The 24115-nt window shown below is 31.2% G+C and carries 19 protein-coding genes and 1 riboswitch; of the genes, 8 read left to right on the top strand and 11 right to left on the bottom strand.

What is annotated here, in order from left to right; genetic code table 11:
- Positions 1 to 454: 454 nt before the first annotated feature.
- Both AXE85_RS02320 and AXE85_RS02315 read right to left on the bottom strand, forming a co-directional pair.
- Positions 455 to 1219, bottom strand: a complete 765-nt coding sequence (locus AXE85_RS02320; protein ID WP_062172966.1) for an alpha/beta fold hydrolase — start codon at positions 1217 to 1219, stop codon at positions 455 to 457.
- Positions 1220 to 1939: 720 nt separating this feature from the next.
- Positions 1940 to 2923: a DDE-type integrase/transposase/recombinase gene (locus AXE85_RS02315; RefSeq protein ID WP_062174043.1), complete on the bottom strand. Its 984-nt coding sequence runs from the start codon at positions 2921 to 2923 to the stop codon at positions 1940 to 1942.
- Positions 2924 to 3219: 296 nt separating this feature from the next.
- On the opposite strand from AXE85_RS02315, the gene AXE85_RS02310 reads away from it, so the two are divergent.
- Positions 3220 to 6549: an LPXTG cell wall anchor domain-containing protein gene (locus AXE85_RS02310; RefSeq protein ID WP_062172965.1), complete on the top strand. Its 3330-nt coding sequence runs from the start codon at positions 3220 to 3222 to the stop codon at positions 6547 to 6549.
- A 95-nt stretch (positions 6550 to 6644) separates the two neighbouring features.
- Here the strand turns inward: AXE85_RS02310 and thiE are convergent, their stop codons facing one another.
- Genes thiE through tenA form a run of 4 tightly spaced genes read right to left on the bottom strand, consistent with a single transcriptional unit; the run spans position 6645 to position 9540 of the window.
- Complete coding sequence (gene thiE, locus AXE85_RS02305; RefSeq protein WP_062172964.1) at positions 6645 to 7277, bottom strand: thiamine phosphate synthase; 633 nt, start codon at positions 7275 to 7277, stop codon at positions 6645 to 6647.
- Between the two features lies 1 nt (position 7278).
- Positions 7279 to 8061 (bottom strand): hydroxyethylthiazole kinase, encoded by a 783-nt coding sequence (thiM, locus tag AXE85_RS02300; RefSeq protein ID WP_062172963.1) that lies wholly within the window; start codon positions 8059 to 8061, stop codon positions 7279 to 7281.
- Between the two features lie 4 nt (positions 8062 to 8065).
- Positions 8066 to 8860, bottom strand: coding sequence for a bifunctional hydroxymethylpyrimidine kinase/phosphomethylpyrimidine kinase (gene thiD, locus AXE85_RS02295; RefSeq protein WP_062172962.1), 795 nt, complete (start codon positions 8858 to 8860; stop codon positions 8066 to 8068).
- Positions 8860 to 9540, bottom strand: a complete 681-nt coding sequence (gene tenA / locus AXE85_RS02290; protein ID WP_062172961.1) for a thiaminase II — start codon at positions 9538 to 9540, stop codon at positions 8860 to 8862. The genes thiD and tenA overlap by 1 nt, the downstream gene beginning before the upstream one ends.
- A gap of 103 nt (positions 9541 to 9643) precedes the next feature.
- Positions 9644 to 9742, bottom strand: a riboswitch (TPP riboswitch).
- 279 nt (positions 9743 to 10021) lie between these two features.
- Between tenA and AXE85_RS02285 the strand changes: the two genes are divergently transcribed.
- The 7 genes from AXE85_RS02285 (at position 10022) to AXE85_RS02255 (ending at position 18652) form a co-directional block, all read left to right on the top strand.
- Complete coding sequence (locus AXE85_RS02285; RefSeq protein ID WP_062172960.1) at positions 10022 to 11992, top strand: LPXTG cell wall anchor domain-containing protein; 1971 nt, start codon at positions 10022 to 10024, stop codon at positions 11990 to 11992.
- Between the two features lie 172 nt (positions 11993 to 12164).
- On the top strand, positions 12165 to 13514 hold the full coding sequence (locus AXE85_RS02280) for a G5 domain-containing protein (RefSeq protein WP_062172959.1): 1350 nt from the start codon (positions 12165 to 12167) through the stop codon (positions 13512 to 13514).
- A gap of 126 nt (positions 13515 to 13640) precedes the next feature.
- The gene (locus tag AXE85_RS02275; RefSeq protein ID WP_062172958.1) at positions 13641 to 14993 is read left to right on the top strand and encodes a heme-binding Shp domain-containing protein; all 1353 of its coding nucleotides are present in this window, start codon (positions 13641 to 13643) and stop codon (positions 14991 to 14993) included.
- Between the two features lie 14 nt (positions 14994 to 15007).
- On the top strand, positions 15008 to 15964 hold the full coding sequence (isdE, locus tag AXE85_RS02270) for a heme ABC transporter substrate-binding protein IsdE (protein WP_062172957.1): 957 nt from the start codon (positions 15008 to 15010) through the stop codon (positions 15962 to 15964).
- A 115-nt stretch (positions 15965 to 16079) separates the two neighbouring features.
- On the top strand, positions 16080 to 17054 hold the full coding sequence (locus AXE85_RS02265; protein WP_062172956.1) for a FecCD family ABC transporter permease: 975 nt from the start codon (positions 16080 to 16082) through the stop codon (positions 17052 to 17054).
- Positions 17054 to 17818, top strand: a complete 765-nt coding sequence (locus tag AXE85_RS02260; RefSeq protein WP_062172955.1) for an ABC transporter ATP-binding protein — start codon at positions 17054 to 17056, stop codon at positions 17816 to 17818. Before AXE85_RS02265 ends, AXE85_RS02260 begins: the two co-directional genes overlap by 1 nt.
- 261 nt (positions 17819 to 18079) lie before the next feature.
- Positions 18080 to 18652, top strand: coding sequence for a TetR/AcrR family transcriptional regulator (locus AXE85_RS02255; protein ID WP_062172954.1), 573 nt, complete (start codon positions 18080 to 18082; stop codon positions 18650 to 18652).
- Positions 18653 to 18955: 303 nt separating this feature from the next.
- Here AXE85_RS02255 and AXE85_RS02250 read toward each other — a convergent pair whose 3' ends face one another.
- Genes AXE85_RS02250 through AXE85_RS02230 form a run of 5 tightly spaced genes read right to left on the bottom strand, consistent with a single transcriptional unit; the run spans position 18956 to position 24088 of the window.
- Complete coding sequence (locus AXE85_RS02250; RefSeq protein WP_062172953.1) at positions 18956 to 19312, bottom strand: DUF956 family protein; 357 nt, start codon at positions 19310 to 19312, stop codon at positions 18956 to 18958.
- A gap of 13 nt (positions 19313 to 19325) precedes the next feature.
- Positions 19326 to 20534: a leucine-rich repeat domain-containing protein gene (locus AXE85_RS02245; protein ID WP_062172952.1), complete on the bottom strand. Its 1209-nt coding sequence runs from the start codon at positions 20532 to 20534 to the stop codon at positions 19326 to 19328.
- 12 nt (positions 20535 to 20546) lie between these two features.
- Entirely contained in the window at positions 20547 to 22082 is a 1536-nt protein-coding gene (locus AXE85_RS02240) for a hypothetical protein (protein ID WP_106388763.1), read from the bottom strand.
- A 3-nt stretch (positions 22083 to 22085) separates the two neighbouring features.
- Positions 22086 to 23042, bottom strand: a complete 957-nt coding sequence (locus AXE85_RS02235) for a glycosyltransferase family 2 protein (protein WP_062172951.1) — start codon at positions 23040 to 23042, stop codon at positions 22086 to 22088.
- Positions 23043 to 23056: 14 nt separating this feature from the next.
- Entirely contained in the window at positions 23057 to 24088 is a 1032-nt protein-coding gene (locus tag AXE85_RS02230; RefSeq protein WP_062172950.1) for an L-threonylcarbamoyladenylate synthase, read from the bottom strand.
- Between the last annotated feature and the right edge of the window lie 27 nt (positions 24089 to 24115).

Raw genomic sequence — 24115 nt, 5'->3', positions numbered from 1 at the left:
TTTTCCATAAAATAAAAAACACCCCTACTCTCCTAAGAGAATAAGGGCGAAATCAATTTCACGGTACCACCTTACTTTTCGTAAATACGAACTCAATCACTACATTTGAATATATTATATATCCAAAGATAATGTGCATTTATAACGTAATGCACACGAAAAGAGTTTGTTTAAAACTCACTCTTTTTACCATTCAAACCATTTTCATATATCGTCTACATTATGTGCTTACACCTACCCACACTCTCTGAAAAAGTTCTTATATACTACTTATTTGAATATTGGTAATTCTTAACTTGAATATATCTTATCACCATCGGTATTAATTGTCAATAGTTTTTCTAACTTTTTACTAAATTTTTTGAAAATTCTTTTTTGTAAAGGTTTTAATTTGGGCGTTTGTCTATCTAAAAAATACATTTTCCTAAATAATCAATAAAATAACACAAATTTTTTATTTAAAATTATTTTTTTCTAACCACTCGTTTATAATTGATATTGTAACACTTCTAAATTTCGGTGCTTCGTACATATGATCAGAACCTTGAATAATTTTTAATTCAGAATTTTTATAACGTTTCGCTGTAGCTTTTGCGATATTGGGTGAAACCATTTTATCATCTGTGCCGGTTATTACTAGAACCGGTTCTGTTACTTTATCAAAATCTACACTTGCACCTTTTTGTCTATCTAAAAACGGTAATGCCATTTGAAAATATACAAAACCGGACTCCGGAACCAGCTTAGCAAATTCTCTTTCTTTATCATGTAATTCCTGATTATTCATACAGTAATCATAAAAAGCATGCTTATATGGTGGCATAGGCTTTTTCCAAAAACCCCAACGTAAAAAATGTTTATAAAAACAAATTATCATATTTGGATAAAAAGCAAAAATTCCTGTAGCCGGTGCCGTTCCCATAAGTACAATACCCTCTACCTTTGTTCTAACAGCTACTAGTTGTGCTATCAATCCACCGAGTGAATGCCCTAATATTATCGGCGGTTCATTTAAACTTTCTACCAGTTGCACAATATCCTCCACATAATCATTAAGGCTTACCGTTCCGACTTTTTCTTCAACTTCTTTATACGGTAAATCATGGTATCGAAGACTTGGTGTATAAACTCTTAAACCTAGTTTTTCCAATTCCACAGCGAATTCTCCCCAGACACTTCCGTCACACCATGTACCATGAATCAAAACAATATTCTTCATAACACTATCTCCTTTAGTAAATTAAATTTTACACTTATTATACTTTAATTAACAAAAAAATAAAATTATTTTGAGAGTGTTTGAAAAATATATTTTTTGAAAGTATTTATAATTTATAGAACTTTAACAAAATTTTAATATATTTTACTTTTACCAAATGTTAATATTAAATTTAGATAGAAAAATTTTAGTAAAAATCTAAGGGGGGATTAACCACACATCCTCCTGCATTTTTTTAAAACAAGTAGCTTAATAGTCAACAAGAAAAAACAACTTTATCAAAAGTTTAAGTGAAGCATCTCTTTACTAACAATGTTAGTTTTTTCTATTTATTTTATACCATATTTTTCTATATATAAATTTTCAATAATATAAAATAAACTCTATAAATTTATTTCATAATATGATTTACTTTTTTGTTTTACATTTACTGTAACTCCACAGTTATTTTTAAGTTTATTTTAAGTTTTGTACATTTGTAAATGATGTGAGACAAAAAAGTAAAAAATAAATACCGGATATAATAGAATTACATAGAAGCTAGCTTCTATGTAAACCGTATGAAGCCCCCGACGTAAATTACATTATTTGATTAGATTTGCCAGCTTTAATTCCTTAGAGAACATTTCAGATTTCTAAAACTTATTTGTCAAGGATTTGAAAAAGGCGTAGCCCTTGTCCTTGACAAATAAATTGTGAAATCTATTATCTAACAAGGAATTAAAGCCGGCATATTTTTATAGACTCTTTCCGTAGCTCTTTTCTTTTTTCAACAGGAGAAAGCCAATTTAAAGTCTGCATAGGAAGACGGTTAGAGCGATATAGATACTTTTTCATCTGAGATATAAGATCATCATACGAAAAGAAAGATAAATGCCTGTAAAAACGTTCATTATCATTTCTATGACTACGTTCAACCTTACCGTTATGTCTAGGAGTTCTAGGTCTAATAAGTTGATGTTTAATGCCAAGATTATTACACAATACATCAAAAGGGTGTATTCGTTTAGTATCTTTAAAATGCGTAAATTCAAAACCATTATCAGTTTGAATTATCTTAGGTTTATACCCAAAATAATCAATAGCCATTTTAACAAATTGAACAGTAGAATATGATGATTGTTCTTTAAAAGGGAAAATAAATCTTTCCCTAGTAGCTTCATCAATGATAGTATATTGATAAAATTTATCTGGAACTTCTCCTACATAACAACGTTTAGGAACATATTTCACATCAAGTTGCCATTTTTTACCAATTTCAGTAGGTGTATCATAAGGTTTAGGTTTATAAGGAATTACTTTTTTCTTAGTATCTTTATAAAAACCTAATTTTCTAAGTACTCTAAATAAAGAACAAGGATGTCTTTTATAACCTTTGTTGAATTTAAGTTTAGCATATAATTCAATCATAGAAATATTAGGGTTACGTTTAATAAGATTTTTAATCCAAGACAATTCTTCAACTGTATGGGCGTTAGGGTGAATAGAATGAGGTCTATGAGACTTATCTATAAGAGACTCTTTAGTACCGTCATATTTTTTATTCCAACGCAAAAGAGAGGCTTTTGATATTTTATAGCGCCTACAAATAAAGCGGATAGAGTTACCATTTCTATAAGTTTTAACTGCAGCTATTCTTGTTTGTAAAGTATGAGGTATATATCGTTGTGTTTTTTCTATATTTTCTGTTATAATAGTTTTCATAAGAGTAAATTCCTTTTTTTGATTTGTAGGTAACTTCATTATACAGGATTTACTCTTCTTTTTTTTATTATATGTCTCACATCTATTGTAACACTACATTATTTTTAAGTTTATTTTAAGTTTTTATTTGTATTTTTCTGTAAGTCATGGTAATATATTTAGTGAGCAACCTAGTTGTGTATTTTTTTTAAACACCTATTGATAACGATTATCTTTATCGTGATTTCTTTAGAGATTATTTAAAAAAACACACAATAAAGTTTTAAACAATAAATATACTAAGAGAGGTTATCTTAATGAAAAAAAATAATTTATTTACGTTGTTGCTGGCAGGAGTTGTAACAACCGGTATAAGTGCACCTTATACGACACTCAATCATAATAACGTAGCAAATGCTACCGATAAAACTGCCGCTACCAACAAAACTTTAGATATTAAAAATCTAAAAGACGGGGAATACTCATTTGATGTGAAAATCTTAAATTTCAGCAATGGAAAAGCGGCATCGATGGCAGACGGTGCTGTAAAAAGAGAAAACACACGTCTTATTGTTAGAAACGGGCAATATTTTATAAGACTTTCTTTCCAACCGATTGAACATGGTATGGGAAGTCAAAAATTCAGAGGTTACTTAGGTGATTTAAAATATTACAGCGGTGATAAATCTTATGCTGATAGAATGAAAATCGCTGATAATGAATTTAAAGAAGCAACAATAGTAGAAAACTATAACACTAACGAAAAAGATGACTTTTTCGATACTTATAAAAAACACTATCCTTCTCGAACTGCTTATCCTAAAACAGTAGAATATCCTGTTGATAAAAATAAAATAACTGCCGACAATAAATTAATTGCTTTCGGTCAGGTCTACGTCCCTGTTATGGATTCTATTAGCGAGGGTCTTGGAACACAAAACATTATACTAAATCATGATTTTAGTACACTTAAAGTAATTAAAGTAACAGAAGATCCGAAACCTGTTGAACGATATGTTAACATTCATGTTAAAGATGATACTATAGTATCTCCTGTAGTTAGAAAAAATGTTGATACTATCGGAAAATTAGTTCAAGAAAATGGACAAGAATACTTAGTTCTTACCTATTATAGTAAAATAGGTGAAGGAAAAAATAACAACGGTCTTCAAAATATTAAATATGCGGATAAAGCTATTGAAAATGCTAAAGACTCTGATTTAAAAACTCCTACAGAGGTAAAAGTAATTCAAACTTTAAAAACTTCCGAATCCGTTTTTGAAATTTCTCAAGCTAAAATCCCCGTTACCGGTAAAAAAGAAGTTTTTGTTTACGGTGATTTTCAATATCCGGCAGGTATATTCAGAAAATACGGAACCGTCACTTGGGACGATAAAAATGTTAATATCAACAAATCCCCTAAAGTAGATGCTCCTAAACTATTTTCTCTTAAACCTGTAGTACATGGAACTACCGTTAAAAAAGCCGGTGACCCTAAACAAGAATTCGATTTTTCTAAAGATGGTGTTGATTATTCACCATATAACGGTATTAATGGCGATAAATTCAAATTAGCTAATAACTACTTCTTCTCATTAGAAGCTGCATTTGAACGACCTAGTCTTGTGAATACTAAAACTCGTTATTTAAAATATACCTTAGATGGCAGCGAACCGACATTTTCATCACGAGATGCCGTAGCACGTTTCGCTAATGCAAATCCACATAAACCGGAATTTTACTACAACTTAAACATAGATCCTTTTGAAGAAGGTTCTAAAGTACCAACTACCGGTGGAAACTTAACATTAAAAGTAAAAGCATTTAGTGAAGACGGTAAAGAAAGTAGTGAAACAAAAACTTACGTATTACCTTTTGACAAAGAAACACTTGACAAAACAGAAACTACCGTTGACATGGATGGTACCAAGTACAAAGCTACATTATCTTCTGACAGAAAATTCTTACTTGATGAAAACGCACGTCTTGAAGCTACTCCTATTTCTGAAGAAATAATAAATAAAACACTGGACAGCAAGATTAATGAACTAGGCTTAAAAAATGCTAAAACTTTAAAATTAAATATTACTAAAAAAGATGGTTCTAAATTTACTCCTACTACCAAAAACGGTTGGAATATTGATGAAAACCCAATCTTTACTTTAAAACTGGAGAATTATAAAGCAACAACTAATACTCATGCTTATATCTATGAAAACGGTATTCTTCGTCCGGTTCCGACAACAGCAACAGTTTCTAAATCTACTTTGCAATTCAATGTTAACAGCGATGAAGCATACTTTGTTATCGCTGAAAAAGATACAAAAGCATTAACTGAAGAAAAAGTCGCGGAACTTAAAGAAAAAGCTGAAGAAGCGGAAAAAATTCTTGCTGAAACTACCAGCATTTCTACTGCAAAATCTAATTTAGAAGCTGAATTGCAAAAAGTTAAGAAAAAAATTAAAAAAAATAGTTTTACATTAAACGCTGTTCTTCTTCATCTGGAAAACATGGATAAAAATATAAAAATTTTAAAATCTGAAAAAACAACAGATATAAAATACTTACAAAAAAATGCTAAAACTCTAAGTGATATTGTTGATTCTGATATTTTAAAACAATTATTAACACCTGAAAAACTTTCTTCTTTAAATGAGTTAAAAACACGTGTAAATAATTCATTAACAGATACCGAAGCACTATCTAAAAACCTAAAAGACTTGCAAACCGCATTAAATACATTAGAGTACAAGTACCCTACTCAAAATGTTGAGTTCGCTATTAAAAAATTCCATCGCCCGGAAGAAACTTCAATGGCAAATAATGTATTTGTTAACAAAGGAAAATTAATCTTCACTCCAACTAAAACTTACTTGGATATTGATTTAAAAACTATGATTTTCGGTTCAGTACATGCTCATTTATTAGATTTTGATATTTTTAAAGACCAACTTGATGGAGAAAAACTACCATATCATGTCGTTAATAAATACGATGATCTTAATTCGCTAACCGGAGAAATCGGTAACTTTAATAAAAAATTGCTTGTTGAATTAGAAAAAGATGTAAAAACCAGCTATGATGTTCGTGTACCTAATGACGGAATGGGAACTTCAAGACCGGAGGCAAAATTAGTTTTCTCTACCACCATTAATCGTCCTGAAGCGCCAAATGACGAAGAAATGGCAGCAAAAAAACTAAAAGAAGCCGTTGAAAATGCAAAAACTGAGATTGAAAAATTACCTGATTTAACTAAAGAACAAAAAGAAAAATTTGTTAAACAATTAAATGATGCAAAAGATATTAATTCAGCTAATAAAATCTTAGAAGATGCGAAAAAACAAAACGAAGAAAATAAATCCGGCGATAACAACAATAATAACAATAATAACAATAACAACAATAACAACAATAACAACAATAACAACAATAACAATAATAACAATAATAACAATAATAACAATAATAACAATAATAACAATAATAACAATAATAACAATAATAACAATAATAACAATAATAACAATAAACCTACCGATAACGGTAAAAAATTACCTAGTACCGGTATTCATGCTACAGCCACTGCCGGCTTAGGTTTCTTGACACTGCTTTTCGCTTTGGTTCTTCGTAGAAAAAATAATAAATAATTACTAAAAAAGGATATACCACTATTAATTTAGTGTATATCCTTTTTATCACTTTGCGAATCGTCTTCAAAAAAGTGATTTCCTTTGGAGGCTTTTTATAATTGTTTTATCATGGTTTTAACGGTTTCTTCTATATTACCTGCATAGGAAATGGCAGAAATAATTGATACACCATCTATCCCAATGTCTATAATATCTTTAATATGTTGTATATTAATACCGCCTATTGCGACGATTGGCAAATCTTTTGCCAATTCTTTTACTTTGTTTAAGCCGGTATATCCTATTGCACTACCTGCATCATTTTTGGATATTGTTGAAAAGACAGGTCCCACTCCAATGTAATCAACATAGGCTAGTTTTGAATTTTTATACTCTACGGTATTCCCTACTGACAACCCGATAATTGCCTTTGGAAGTAATTTGCGAATTTTTTCTACATCAATATCCTCCTGACCGACATGGACACCATCTGCTTGAAGCTTTATTGCTAAATCAACATCATCATTAATAATAAATGGTACATTGTATTGCTTACATAGGTTTTGGATCGTTCGTGCCATTTGTTCTTTTTTATCACCTTTTAATGCTCCCATACCCTTTTCACGAAATTGAAACATTGTTATACCACCTTTAAGTGCCTCTTCAACAACATCAGGTAGATATTTATTATCACAAGTAGTCGTTCCGCAAATAAAATACAATCGTAAAACTTGTCTATTAAACATACTATTTCACCCTTTTATAATGTGCTATATCTTCGTCCGCTACCGTATATAAAGCGTTAATAAATTCTACTTTATACGTACCCGGTAAGTCTGCACGTGGCATTTTTTCCGCAATTTCTCCGGCAATATTATATGTCAGCAAAGCGGTTTCCAAAGCAACTAACAGATTATCTTCGTCTACTCCGATAAAACTTGCCAATACCGCACCTAAAAGACAACCCGTTCCTATAACCTTAGGCATCATTGCACTACCATTATATATAGTACGAACTTCGCCATTTACCGCTATCGCATCTACTTTGCCCGTCACTACTATCGGAATATTATATTTTTTGTTCGCCAATAACGCTAGCTCCGCTACATTATCTACCGTTGCACTGTCAACGCCTTTTGATTCTATATTCATTCCTACTAAACTGCCGATTTCTCCCGCATTACCACGTATTACGGCTAATTTATGATTACTAATTAAATCATTAACCACTCTTTTACGGTAAGCACTCGCTCCGCAAGCAACCGGATCAAGCACCGCCGGTACTTTATAACGCTCGGCAATCGTTAACGCATCTTTGTAAAGTTGCCAATTCTCATCGGTTAATGTACCGATATTAATAAATAATCCACTCGCATAACGTAATAAATCTTCCAAATCATCTTTATACTCACTCATTGCCGGTGATGCTCCGAGTGCTACCAATCCGTTTGCTGTGAAATTTTTCACAACGTCATTAGTAATACAAATAACCAACGGAGATTTTTCTTTTATTAATTTTATACTACTCATTATATTATTCTCCCTTGTATGCCAAATGATTAACGGGTCCATTCCCATGCCCTATCCCCGGTGCTTCGGATATCGCCGTTGATATAAATTTTTTAGCTGTTGCCACCGCTTCAACCAAATCACGCCCTTTTGCCAACTCCGCTGTAATGACCGCAGAAAATGTACAACCTGTCCCATGTGTATGACGTGTATTTACACGTTCGCTTAAAAATATATGACGTGAACCGTCTTTGGTAAACAAATAATCCGTAGCATTACCTGTAAGATGACCGCCTTTAATAACAACCGACTGACATCCCACTTCCGATATAATAAATTTTCCTGCTTTATTAATATCCGACTCCGTTATTATTTCAAAATTTACTATTTCTTCTGTCTCCGGAATATTCGGTGTAATAACCGTAGCTAAAGGTAAAATTTCTTGTTTTAAATTTCTTCTTGCTTTATCATCTATAAGTTTATCTCCACTTGTGGCTACCATAACCGGATCAACTACGTACAGATGATTTTTCGGTATATATCGTTTTATTAATCTCATCATATCAGCATTAGCTATCATTCCGGTTTTAATAGCGTGGGGTGCTATATCGTTAAATACGCTGTTCAACTGTGCTTCTATCGTTTCCAAATTCAGATGTTGAATATATTGAACACCCAAAGTATTTTGGGCAACAACACTGGTTACTACCGCCATACCATAGACACCACGTGCCTGAAATGTTTTCAAATCTGCCATAATACCCGCTCCTCCTGTCGGGTCTGTGCCGGCTATCGTCAACGCAATATTTAACTTACTCATTATTCTTTCAACTCCCAACATTCTTGTGTATATGCCATATTAAAGAATTTTCTTTCATGTTTGCAACTTTCCAAAAAATTTTTAATAAGTCGTTTCCTATCAGCAATAGACATATGCTCAGCTAAACGATTAATTATTCTATAATACCAATGTAAACAATCTTTTGCCAAATCTCCGGCATAGAACTCAACCCAAAATTTTAACGGGTGATCATCTGCCAATTTATTTTCTGCCAAAATTTTCTCTGCTATTTTCGCATAAATCCATGGGCACGGTGCCATAGCACTAAGTGTTTCTGCCATACCGAAAGCATAGGCATTATAATACATATGCTTTATATAATGATCAGCCGACGGATACCACTCACCACCTTTAATAATTTCATTGTAATCACGTCCTATATAATCGGCTAAGTTTTTATGAGCGGCAATTTCTTCATTTAAAACAAAATTTATTTGACTTAAAAAGAAATTTTTTTCATCTTTATTATCACTTTTTGCCAGTAATAATGCGTAAATATCGCTAAAATTAGCTAAATACAACGCATCCGCTTTTAAATAATGAACAACTGCTTCCTCTGATAAATCAGCATGAATTAATCCTTGAATAAAGCCGTCATAATAAATTTTATCAATAATCGGTAGTGCCTTTTCTTCCATTATATCTGTAATTTGTTTCATCAATATATCCCCCTCAGTATTTTATTTGATTATAAACACAACCTAAAAAACTCCCAAACGTAGTGCATGGGAGTTAAAAAGTATATTAATATTTACATAAAAAGACAAATTTTTATCACATTTCCTACGCTAGCATTATCTAGTTCAGGTCAAAGGGTCTAACATTTGTTATCTCAGCCTAAAGGCACCCCTAGTGCTTATATTTAATTTACCACCCTATCGTAACAGACTTTTTTAAAAATGTCAATCTTAATGCAATCGTTTTATTTATTTTTATATATCACTTAAATCATTGAAAATTATCTTTATTTTTATAATAAAACAAAGATAATAACCTTATATTTTACTGAAATTATATATTTTTTTAAATAAATTAAGAATGATTATCATTTTCTTCTTTATTTTTTACAGATTTTATAATATAATATTGCTTAGCGATTTTTTAAAAATCGATTACATATAAATAAGGAGATTTATCAATATGAAAAACAACACATTATTAAAAGTTCTTTCTGCTACGGCAATTTTCTCTGCAATAGCAGCCATAGAAGCCTACAATCAGGACGAACTTGCATACGCTGCGGAAGATAGTGCTATTCATGCTACAACAGGAGTAAGCACACCCAACACCACTCCGAAAGTACAAACTACCGCTACTACTTCGACTACCACTAAACAAGATGGTAAAAACTTAAAAAATGATGGAGGTAAAAAAGTTACAGCTGACAACTACGAGGCTGCTACATATAAAAACCCGAATAAAGACAGAGAGGTTGATTCAAAAACTGTAAAAAAAGAATTTCCACTTAATGTCCAAGGGCATCTAAGAAATGCAAACAATAATGATGAACCGTCACTATATGAACCGGCATTAGATAACAATGTTAAAGTCGAAAAAATCGGTAATAAATATAAATATACGTTTAGAATTAAACCGGGAATTACCGACGTCGGCGGAGAATTTTACAATTTTGAATTAAGTAAAATTATATATCAAGATAAGGTGCTGGAATTAAAAACATTAAGCGAAAAACAACGTATTAAAGAAGCATCTATTACATCAGATAAATTATTGGATAAAATTCAATTAGACGGTACTTCTAAATATCCCGACGGACGTGATATGTCTCACTTTGTCACATTGCAACTGTATTACGAAACTGCTCGTAAATGGGAAGACAGACCTATCGTTGAAAAAGATGGTTCTACTGAACCGATTACTCCAAAACCTACTAAACCTGTAAAACCGGAAAAACCTAAAGAAGAACCTACCCCGGCTAAACCTATTGCCGAAGACCACGAAGCTGAGGCTAATAAAGTGCCTAATACTTTCCCGACCACAGTAAAAGGAGAACTTAACGGGAGAAATCGTGATGATTCTTCTATTTATTCTAACGCTTTTGTTAAAGATGTAAAAGTTGAAAAAATTGGCAACAAATATCAATATACTATCCAAGTAAAAGAGGGAACATCGTCTAATATGTTGCTTCGTAACAAACCGTTTACCCTTTCTAAAATTTATTATAAAGGTAAGGAAATAACACTTACTGAAATAGATTCAACCACTAAATTATATGAGGGTAAAATTATTACCGATAGTTTATTGGACAAAATTCAGCTGGATGTTATCGTTAATGTAAGGGTAAAAGCCGGTGCAAAACCTCGTTATGAAGATAGAACGACGGAAACTACTTTGGCTTTAAACTTCCCGATGGTAGAAAAAGCTGACAGTCCTTATAATAGCGTTCCGGCTAAACTTCTTAATGCCAATACCGATAATCTTTCTATGGGAAATCCGGCCTTAGTTAGTGAAAAAACTCGTGTTGAAAAAATCGGTGATACATATCACTACTACGTAACATTTAAAGACTTACATGTAGGACCTATTGTAGGTAATGTAAGTCGTCTTACAGTTAACGGTAAAGAGGCGGAAGTAAAAGACCTTGGTGGTAATGACCATGAAAAACAATATCATTTCACCAGCTCTGAAAAATTAACCACTGCACCTGTCACTATGGATATTTCTGTCGGTGGAAAATTATTCCATGCAAATACGCCGGCACGTCTATCGTTCGACTGGTCTAAAGCTACTCCTTTAACTAAAGAGCAAGTTCCTAATAACAAAGAAGATAATAAACTTCCAAAAGAACAAGAACCCGGCATTAAAGATAAAAACAAACTGCCTAAAGAAGAAGATAAACAAGAAAATAATACTAAAGAAGATAATAAAAAAGTTGAACAAGAAACTTCTATTAAAGAAAAAGATAAAAATAAAACAGATAAAACTTCTCAACTTGGTAGCAATAACTTAAATAATCAAAGTTCTGTCGGTAATATTTCAAATAATAAAAAAGTATTACCTAATACCGGTATTGCAACCGCTACCTTTAGCGGACTTGGTTTCTTAACTCTTCTTTCTGCATTAATTTTTCGCAGAAAAATTAATAAGTAGTAAATAATTTTATTAGAGTAGTGTAGGTTTTACATTACTCTAATATTTTTTAAGTTAAAGATACTAAAAGAATTAATAATGATTATCATTTACTACTTTATTTTTTGTTATTTTTATACTATAATAATAGTTAAGTTAAATAAAATATAAAAAATAAAAGGAGATAATAGATATGAAAAAAAATAATCTATTAAAAGTTTTTTCTGCCGCTGTTATTGTATCCACATTATCAGTGACCGAACTTTCTAATGTGCAAATACCTGCAAAAGTAGCAACAGCTGCTGAAAATACACCTAGTTCAGCTGTGTATGATATTCCTGTTAAACTGATGAACTATTATACACCTAATAAGCTATCTATGGGTAACGCTGCAATGGTAAAAGCTACCGTACAAAAAATAGGTAATCAATTCAAATATACTGTAATACTAAAAGATATCACATTTTTAGGAATGAGTGACGGAATCAGAAAATTCTGGGTTGAAGGGAAAAAAATACCTCTTAAATCTATAACTTATCCGGATCCTAATGTTAAAAATCCTGTTCAAGTGGAATTTATGAGTCCTGCACTTAAAGATTCTTTTGATGTAGAAGTATTTGTTAATGCTATGGAACAAATTATGCCGGGTGCCGGTCGTCAAAAAGCAAAACTCACTTTTGATACTTCAAAAGTCCCTTCTTCAATAAATGATCTTACTTCTGAAGAAACAAAAACTGAAGAAATTCCATATAAAACTACAAAAGTAGAAAATCCTAATCTTGAAAAAGGAACTGAAAAAGTCAAAACACCGGGTAAAAAAGGTGTTAAAACTGTTGTCTATACAGTAGTTACTAAAGCTGACGGTACTCAAACAAAAACTGTTAAATCAGAATCCATTACGCAACAACCTGTTGACGAAGTAATTGAAGTCGGTACAAAAGTTGTACAACAAAATAATCAAATTCAACAAACAGTTGTTAAATCTGGATACGTTGTACCTATAAAGTTACTTAATTATTATGAAAACAACAAATTATCTATGGGGCATGCTGCTATGGTAGATGCTTTTGTTTATCAAGAAAATGGTGTATATAATTATGTTATAACTATGAAGGATATTACTTTCTTAGGTCAAACAGACGGTGTTAGTGCTTTTTGGGTTAACGGTAAAAAAGTTGACTTGTATGAAGTAAAAATACCGGGACTTCTTCACCCTAAACAAGCTGTTTTCACTAGCACTAAAAAACTGGACAAAGTAGAAGTTGAAGTCTTTGTTAATACCATGGAAAAAATTATGCCGGGAGGCGGTCGTAAAAAAGCTATTCTTACATTTGATTGGAGTAAAGCTAAATTAGATGAGCGTACAGTCCCTACAAGTTCAACTCCTAAGGTTGATGGTGGTATCGGCGGTCCATCAGATAATGGTGGTCGAGTTGATAACAGCATACTACCTAGAACCGGTTTAGAAACGTCTTCTTCTCTATTAGCAGGTGCTATTACATTAATGGGTGCTGTTTTACTTGGTAGAAGAAAACAAAAATAATAATTAAATATAGTTAGTAGCCCCGCTCTTATTTTGGCATGTTACTACTAACTCTAAAAGCGGGAAAATTTATTCCCGCTTTTTATTTTTGAAAAGATATATTTATTTAGAAAGTGAGTAATAATAATGAAAAAAATATTGAAATTTGTTGCAATAACAATTACTACTTTAGCGTTTATTGTAACATCAAGTAATGTTCAGTTAAATCATAAAGTACAAGCTGCAGATAAAGTTTATAATGTTCCGATTGAGCTATGGCATTCTGAAAATACCGGGCGTTTATCGATGGGAAATAAGGCATTAGCTACACATGCTACCGTTAAGGTTCACGATAATAACACCTCATCAATTACCGTTCAATTCGTTCCGATGGATTTTAATAATATGCACGGTCATTTACTATCATTAAGCATTTATTCATCACCGATTTTTTCCGGTAAATTAACTCCGGCTTCTGTCGTAAGCACCTATAACGATACTAACCTTGACGGTGGAACCAGTACCTACCCTAGCAATTTAAGTTTTGACTTTGGAACTGCTAAACCCGATAAAGTCGGAGTTAGAGTTTCTGTTGATGCTATGAATAAAATTATGGGTGGCGACGCTTCTCAAAATGCTATTATAAAATTTAACTGGTCAGCTGCAAAACTGGTTTCAGGTACTGAAGACGGTAATGCCGATAAAGATAAGAATAAAAAAGAAGAAAACAAAGATACTGAGAAAAAAGATGAAAATAAAGCACCGGAAGGGTTTGTTACTAAGAAATTAGAAGATTACTTTAAAGAAGATCAAAAAACTAAAAACACCGGTGTTTATAACCTTGATATAACAGGCTCTTACCTAAGCCCATTAACCGGAATTACCGCTGACGGCGGAACTAAAAATGCCGCAATCGGTGAAGGTATGGTTCAAGGAGTTATATCTCCCGTTAATTCCGGCGGGAACTTAAACGATGCTCTTAAAAATCAAAAAGCGGGTGGAGAAAAACGTTGGTCTAAAGCCTTATTACAACGAACTAAAGATGGAAAATTATATGCTACCGTTAGAATTCACTTAATGAACTGGGTTCAACGTAGTAAAGAGCAAGGACCTTTTATTAAAGTATTGCAAAAAGACGGAGAATTTAAACAAGTTACAGCCACCGAAACAAAAGTTAATATTGAACAATATAAAGACAGCTATGTTGACTATCGTTTTGAAGTACCGAATGAAAACTTCTTAGCGATGGTTCAAATGTATGTAGAACCTATGAATCGTCCGGTTAGATTTTTCGTTGAAGTAAATACCGATACCATTCAAAACGGAAACGGTAATCTTGATATGGAAGTAATAAAAGAAAAAAATTACCTACCGTACTACCTTGGCGGCGGTGCTGTTGTTCTTGTACTAATCGCCGGCATCTTCATTGGCGTTAAAAAACGTAAAAATAATGTAGTTACCGAAAACCCTACCGAAGAAATCAAAGAAGAAAACGAATAAGAGGTCATAAAAATATGAAAAAAAAATTATCACTATTATTAACGATTCTTTTGAGTTTTTCACTGATTTTAACTGCTTGTTCTTCCAACAAGAACGCTAACACAACCGGAGATGAACCAAATATTGCTGATAAGGCTTTTAATGAAACTATTGACCTTACGGGAGTTAACAAAGATAAAAAATCCGAAGAAGAAAACGGTAAACGTGTTGTAATGGATTCTGTGGCTCTTTGTCAAGTTGCAGATGTTCTTGATATTAAACTTGCGGGTATTCCTACAACAAGATTAGGTCATATGCCAAAAAGATATGAAAACACCGTTCAAATCGGTTTGCCTATGAATCCGAATATGGAAGTAATTAAATCAATAAATCCGTCAATCGTTTATTCACCTGACAGTTTACAAGATTGGATTAAAGAAGGATTTGAAAAAAATAATATTCCATACAAGTTTGTTGATATTCGTAGTGTCAGCGGTTTATATTCTGTAACAGAAGATTTAGCCAAAGAGTTTGGAAAAACTGAAAAATTTAACCAACTAAAAAAAGAACATGATACATTTTTTGCAGAGTTTAATAAAAAAATAGCCGACAAAAAGAAACCTAAAGTATTAGTTTTAATGGGATTACCCGGCAGTTACATGGCTGCTACCGAAAAATCATATGTGGGTAATTTAGTAAAACTTGCAGGTGGAGAAAATATTATTAAAGGCTCTGAAGAATTTACACAATTAAACTTAGAAACTGCACTTAATGAAAAACCGGACTATATTTTACGTACGGCACATGCTATGCCTGAAACTGTAATGGAAATGTTCAAAAAGGAATTTGAAACAAATAAAAGCTGGTCACACTTCGATGCAGTTAAAAATAATAAAGTAATTGACCTTGATAATTCCATATTCGGCATGACCGCTACATATGACTATCAAAAAGGTCTTAATAACTTATACCAAGTATTTTATGGAAATTAATGTTACCAATCCGGAAGTAGCATATGCCTCTTCTGGATTTTCCTAATAATCACTAAATATATTTATAAATTTTTACAATCAACTTTATTTATTCGCATTTAGAAAGGAGGAAGTTATGTTGCGTAATAAAAAAATAATCTCTTTTATTGTTCTTGTCTTGTTATTGCTGACAACAATATTTGTTTCCGCAAACAGCGGTAGTATTAAGGCGGGTGTTTATGAACTTGTTGTTGGAATTTTTAATAACAAATACGCTAATGTTAATGCTATTGTAGATGTACGTTTTCCCCGTATTATTATTACGATTTTAGTGGGAGCGGCTCTCGGTGTTAGTGGTTTACTGCTTCAAACCGTCTTAAAAAATCCGCTCGTTGACCCAAGTATTATTGGAGTATCCAGCGGAGCTAACTTATTTTTATATCTTGGTATTGGACTATTTCCCCAATTATTAATGTTCAAAACAGTTTTTTCTATTATAGGGGGGATAATTGGATTTATTATTATCTATTACCTTGCAGGTCATACTAAAAATAATGTCAAGATCATTCTTATCGGTATTGCTATCAGTTATTTCTTTACAGGAATATTAAGTAGTATACAGTATATTACTCAATCAAGTCCGTCTACATCATCAGCTGCTAAAACCGTTTCCCTTGGAACTAAAAACTGGGAAGATGTGCGACTTCTTTTAATATGGATTCCTGCGTTATTAATTATCAGTTTGTTTTTAGCAAAACTATGTAATATTTTTACACTTGATGACAATATTATTGCTTCACTCGGAATTAACATTAACAATATACGTTTACTTATTTCATTTGTTGCAGTAGCACTTGCCTCTGTTGCAACTGCGGTTGCCGGTGTTTTAGTATTTTTAGCACTTATAGTACCACATATCGCAAAAATTATTATCGGGCGTAATCATCTCTACACAATACCTTTTAGTGCTGTTTTAGGTGCATTTGTATTACTACTTTTTGATACTTTAGGACGTGTGGTGTTTGCCCCTGTAGAAATCCCTGCGGATCTAATTATGATGATTATTGGTGGCCCTGCATTTATTATTCTTGTTAAGAGAGGGGTTAACTAATGGAACATATTATTGAAATTAATAATTTATCATTCAAATATAATAATGACACCGTGATTTTTAATAATCTGTCATTAGCTATTGAAAAAGGAAAAATTACCACCCTACTCGGTAAAAATGGTTGTGGTAAAAGCACTTTAATTAAAATACTGGCAAAAAATCTTCCTTATCATAGTGGTAGTATTCTCTTGGAAAACAAAGAATTAAAAAATTATTCTTTAAAACAATTGGCAAGTTCACTTTCCATAGTTTATCAAAAAAATGAAACTCCTAAAGAAATTACAGTCTATGACATGGTCAGCTTTGCTCGACTTCCATATCAAAATATCTTTTTCTACAGAAAAACACCGGAAGATATAGAAAAAATTGATTTTGCATTGGAACAAACCAATCTTACCGATTATAAAGATAAACGTGTTGATGCTTTATCCGGCGGTCAATTACAACGTGTTTATATTGCGATGTGCCTTGCTCAAAGCACCGATATTATAATACTTGATGAACCGACAACATTTCTTGATATTAAATATCAAAAATCAATTATGACGTTGGTAAAAGAGTTGAATGCACGTTTCGGTATAACTATTATTATGGTGCTTCATGATATTAACCAAGCGTTGACATACAGTGATAATATTATAGCATTGCATAATGGCATGGTAGTAAAACAAGATAAAGCAAGTGAATTTTATAATACAAAGCTGCTAAATACCATTTTTGATGCTGATATACAGATTAAAGATAAAACTGTTATTAGCTGGTAATACTTAAAAACCTAGAAAATCTCTAGGTTTTTTAAAATTTTTACCTAGAAAATACGTATTTTTTTACTTCTCATATCTAATAATTTCCCAATTAAGGAGTAAGGATCGACTTAAAAGTTGTAATCTCAACTATTCTATAAAGTCACTCCTATTTATATCTCACTATATTTTATTGTAAAAAATGTAGTTCTTTAAACTTTACTCCGCTGAAAATTACTGCTACAATAAAAATAGTATATACTATTTAAAAAGAGGAATTGTATGAATACGAAAGAGAAAATTTTAATAACCGCACGAGATCTTATTTACGAAAATGGTTATGCAGGAACTTCTGTCAATGATATTTTAGTAGCTGCTAATGTCGGCAAGGGGCAGTTTTATCATTATTTCGAATCAAAACATGATATCGCTTTAAAAATTATTGAGTTAAATATTTCTGAGTGGGAACAAAAACTTTTTAAACCTATTTTAATGAGCAACAATAATCCTGATAAAATATTTTGCGATATGATTGATTGGTTTTCTAAGGCACAAGAATCGGGAAAGCCGGTATTTCATGGTTGCCATATAGGAAATCTAATTGTCGAATTTTCTGCTAAAGAAGAACATTTTAGAACTTTATTAAGTGATTTATTGCTTACTTTTGCTGATTTAATCGCAAAAAATTTAATGGAATTAAATAACAACAGTTTTAATACCTATAATGTAGCTTTTAACGAGGCAAAATTTATTATTGCTGTAATTCAAGGAAATACTCTTCTCCTTAAGGCAACACAAGACATAAATGTTTTCAAAGATAATTTGAATTTACTAAAGAATAAATATCTTAAATAAAAATGATGACAGTCACATAAAACGACTGTCATCGGGTTAACCTTGTAGAATATTCTTATGTTCGATAAAATCAACCATAGAATAAATTAGAAATTATATAAAAGAAAGTATTTGTACCTACTAGTAGGTACAAATACATATTATCATTTTATTACTCTTTTGTCAATATTCTTATATATATTTTACAAATATTTCCGCAATAATTAGGTAGTGATATGAACCCCCACAACTAACTTGAACTAATCCTGAAATTATTTTATCCTTTTTCAAAAGGAACAACCAAGATTACTTTTGATTATTTTTTTAAAATAATCTTCTCAACGAAATTAAAGGCTTGTTTCTGACTATTTTTTCGTTGCCGATAAACTTCCTCATTTCTTTAAGACATTTTCCGGCATTTTTTACTACAAAATTAAAACTGCCATCTTTTTTAGTATCTATAAAAAATCCTCGAATATATTTATCTTTGAAAAATATTTGCGCTCTTACCCTTTCGATTTGCTCCCACGGTATTTGGATATAGTCTTCAGGGTTACGATGATTATAAAATTCTATAGCTTTATCTCCTACTAAAATATCACCATGTTTATTACCTATTCCACCCGATAAAAAATTAGCCTTTGTATTGTAAACTACTTTAGTATTTATAGACATTGCCATAAAAACACCTCCTTTATTTATTTTTTCTCCAATAACTTCGTATTCCTGTTAGTGTTATTAATACTATTATAAACATAAATATATAATTTTTAATACTGAAATACTTTGATGCTTCCGTTTTTATAACTTCGATCTTTTTATCAATATTATTATTCTTTTTAACAACTTTGTTATGTTCTTCAAATTTTTCCAAGTCGTTATTGCTGATTTTTGTATTTTTTACCGCAACATAATAAATATATTTCAAATCATTTAACGGTTTTATTTCTTCTACCGCTGTATTGGAAATATCCAAACTTGCCAAATTACCTGCGGTGGCTAGTGGAGAAATATCTTTTAATCCCAAATTATCATTAAGCATTAGACGATATAAATATTTCTTGCCGTACAATGCTCTTATATCTTCAATACTGTTTTTGTATAACAATAACTCTTCCAAATTTTCTAGTTTTCTTAGTGGGCTTATATCTATTATATTATTTCTATCTAAATATAAAATTCTTATATTGTTTAAGCTCTCAAGCGGAGTTAGATCTTTTATTGAATTTTCTTCTGCAATCAAACTTTCCAATTTTTTCGCATTTTTTAAAAATGTTATATTGTCAAAACCAATTCCTGAAATATTTAAACTCCTTATATTGTCCAGTTTTAAGTTATTCGGGACATAATCTTTTAAAGCTCCGTTTATTGAAATATCCAGCGACTCTACATTTAATTCATTAAGAAAATCTAAATTATTCATTAAATTTTTTCTTAATGACAGTTGTTTTAATTTCTTTAGCTGTGCCAAACTTTTTGTATCTTTTATTTTATTATTAGTTAAATTCAAATCTTCTATTTCTTTAAGATTTTCGAGTGGCGATAAATCTTCAATAAAATTATTGGATAGATTCAATGTTTTTAAATTTGTTGCATACTCTAACCCTTTTAAAGAAAAAATATTCATCCACGGTAATGACAAACTTGTAAATTGTTTCATCATTCCTACAGTAATATCTTTTCCTTTATAATTTTTATCAATATGAAATTTATAATATTCCAATAATGATTCTTTTAAATTCAAATCTTCAAAGTCTATTATTTGTCCACTTTCTTCCTTTGATAAATCCTTTTTTCCGAACGGAACGTAAATATCACCGGCAGAAACGATTTTTGTATTAAACTGTGAAGTCATTAAACTCAAAGTTGCAATCATAAAAACACTACACATTACTTTTTTCATTTTGTTCCTCTTTTATTTTTTATATGTTAATATTTTATTTTTAACGACAACTAATCCATAAGCCGCTAAGGGTAGAAGAAAAACAAAATACGGAAAAACATATCTGCTCTTCGCTTCCCAAATCATATGGAATAGAGTTCCACCTACAAATGCTATCGGTATAAGTGCATATACTTCCTGTTTACGTCTATATATTACTACCGAAAAAACAAAGGTGAATATATAAATAAACACTTGAAATATCTTCATTAAAAAGTTTAAGAAACTATGTGTTTCATTAAAGTAAATCTGTTTAACAAAAAAATCTTTAACCTTTTCCAGTTGTGTTTCACTGTCAAAATTACGCTGTGGTGCCGTCACCAATAAACTTTGAAACGTCGGTTCTATAAATTGATTTTCATATTTTCTCTTATAAAAATCCAGTGCATAACTAGGATTTTCTTTAAAAACATTTAATCTTTGTTTAATAGAATTTTTTGCGATTTCTTTTATTCTTTCATCATTATATTCTTCTTCCGGCATAATATCATAGTTAAATCTATTCCACCAACCTGCTTCTCTTTCACCTTCCTGCATACCCATAGCAATCCAAGTTATTTTATTTACTCCGCTAGAAATTTCCCTTTGCGATTTCACCTCGTAATAATTATAAATAATACTTTTACCTGCTATCATTACAAAAAGACATGAAATAATAAATAATGGTATCTTTTTGTCTTTTTTCTTAATAAAGTACACCATCGCAACACTAAAAATCGCCAACATATGAATAATATTATTACCTATCAAAATAATCGAAAGATTAAGTGCAAATAAGCTGATAACCAACATATACCATTGTTTTTGCTTTGTATACTTTATAAAATAATAATAAGCTACAAGTGTTAAAAACATTCCCGGCAATATACCATAAACAAATGCTACATAAAAAACTAAAGGAAAACACAATGCACCAAGAATAACTACAAGATAATTTGTATCTTCATCATCAAATAATATATTAGATATTTTATATAACATCATTATGATAAAACTTATCGAAAAACTTTGCATAATATACAAAATAAATGTTGCTCTTCCAAAAAGATTAAGTATTATTTGGAATATAAAAATAGTCGTTATTTGGTGTGAGTATATATATAAATAATTATTTCCTTTATCAAGCCCACTATAATTACCACGAATAAAGTTGTTTGTTTGATCAATAACATTAAATGGATCAAACTGTACATAATCACGTCGTAAAATTGCGAATAATATACTCATTATAAAAGCATAAATCATTACAATAAGTACCAAACGCTTTACACTAATAATTTTTTTTAGATATTTTGTACACATTAAGATAACTATACTAAATATTACGAGAAAAATAATATTTAGTATAGTATTATCTTGTTTATAATATAATGTTTCTTGATAATCTCTTGGAAATATTGCTGTTTTTGTTAAAACTAATAGTGTATTAAATCCCATTAATAAAAAGAATATAATGGCTATTACTTTTATTAAAAAATTAGCAATTTTAGATAATATTTCCTTACTCATAGATTATTCCTTTGTTTCTTCGTTTAAAAATTTTTCAATAATAAAGCGTGGACGCTCTTTTGTTTCAAGATAAATTTTTCCTACATATTCGCCAACAATTCCCAGAGAAATCATAATCATCCCTCCGATAAACCACATTGAAATCATTGTACTTGACCAGCCCGGACGTGCAGAACCTGCAAAATAGCTGTATAATGTGTAGAAAAATACAATCACCGCTATAAAAATCATCAACATTCCACCGACTGTAATAAAACGAATTAGTTTTACCGACAATGACGTAATTCCCTCAAAAGCGAATGCAAGCATTTTTGACAACGGATATTTACTTTCCCCCGCAAAACGCTCCGCACGTTCATAAGTAACAACATCTGTCGGATACCCGATCATAGGAACGATACCGCGTAAAAATAAATTAACTTCTTTAAATTCTGCCAAACCTTCCAAAGCACGTTTGCTCATTAAGCGATAGTCAGCATGGTTAAACACCGTATTAGCCCCTAATTTTTCCATCATACGATAAAAGGCTTCTGCTGTAAAACGTTTAAAAAATGTATCGGTTGTTCGAGCTGAACGTACTCCATAAACAATATCACAACCGTCATAATATTTTTTTATCATTTTATTCATGGCATCAATATCATCTTGAAGATCCGCATCCATTGAAATACTCACATCACAATAATCTTTTACCGTCATAAGTCCGGCTAAAAGTGCATTTTGATGTCCACGATTACGACTTAAGTTTATTCCGCTGAATAACGGATTATTTTTGTGTAATTTTTCTATCATTTCCCATGTTTTATCTTTTGAACCGTCATTCACCAAGACAACTCGACTATCTTCGGCAATCAAGTTTTCCTCTATCATAGTGTTCATTTTTATTTCTAAACGTTTTGCCGTTTCGTTTAATACCTCTTCTTCATTGTAGCAAGGTATTACCACATATAGTTTTTTCATTACTAATCTCCTAATTACTTTTTACTAATCGCTTTATTAAGTCTATTAAGCAAAGCTACGTTTTCTTTAGTTTCTTTTATGGGTAGCATATATATTTCATCTACCTTCTCATTATCGAACTCTCTTAGAATATTATATAAATTTTTATTCGATTGTTCAATATTTTTTTCGTTGTTCGCAAGAAATTTTACTACTACCGGTAAGTCTTCTACTTTTTTTTCATTATCACTATAAGTTATTAAACCTGTTTTTTTATTTTTTGTTTTTAAATATTCTATCAATTTGTCTAAAGTATCATGATAAACTATAAGTTCCGCTTCCGGTGAATAGTGTCGGTACTTCATTCCCGGCGCTATCGGGGCTTTAGTTTCAGTCATTATTTCGTCATTATATTTTACACTGCCTGTACCTAGTACAGCTTCAATATTTTCTTTTGTTATCTCTCCGGGTCTTGCTATAACGAGCGGTGTTCGTGTACAGTCAATCACCGTACTCTCTAACCCAAATTCCGCTTGTTCATCTTCGATTATTACCTCTATTTTCCCGTTCAAATCATGGTAAACATGCGAAAAACGTGTCGGTGACGGTTTCCCGCTGGTGTTGGCACTCGGTGCTGCAAGTAATATACGTGTTTCTTTTAAAATATTTCGTGCCGTTTTATTCGACGGCATTCTTACCGCCAATGTTTTTAACCCTGCACTAGCTTTTTTTGATATATTGTTATTAACTTTTGCATTTAAAATAAGGGTCATCGGGCCAGGCCAAAAATACTCTGCTAATTTTTTTACACATTCATCTGAATAATCAACAATATTATCCAACTGGCTAATTTCATAAAAATGGATAATAAGCGGATTGTCACTCGGTCTTCCCTTAGCAGTATAAATTTTTCCAACCGCCTCATCTTTAGTTGCATCAGCACTTAATCCATAGACCGTTTCTGTCGGAATAGCAACTAATTTATTTTCATTATAATATTGTTTTAATTTTTTATAAATACTCTCCTTATCAGTGCTTGTATTTATATTAATTATTTCCGTTTCCATATATTCTCCTTACATTATTAGGTGAAA

Source organism: Gemella sp. oral taxon 928 (genome assembly GCF_001553915.1).
Classification (GTDB): domain Bacteria; phylum Bacillota; class Bacilli; order Staphylococcales; family Gemellaceae; genus Gemella; species Gemella massiliensis.
The sequence above is the reverse complement of the archived record's forward strand: the minus strand, read 5'-3'. Positions and strand labels throughout refer to the sequence as shown.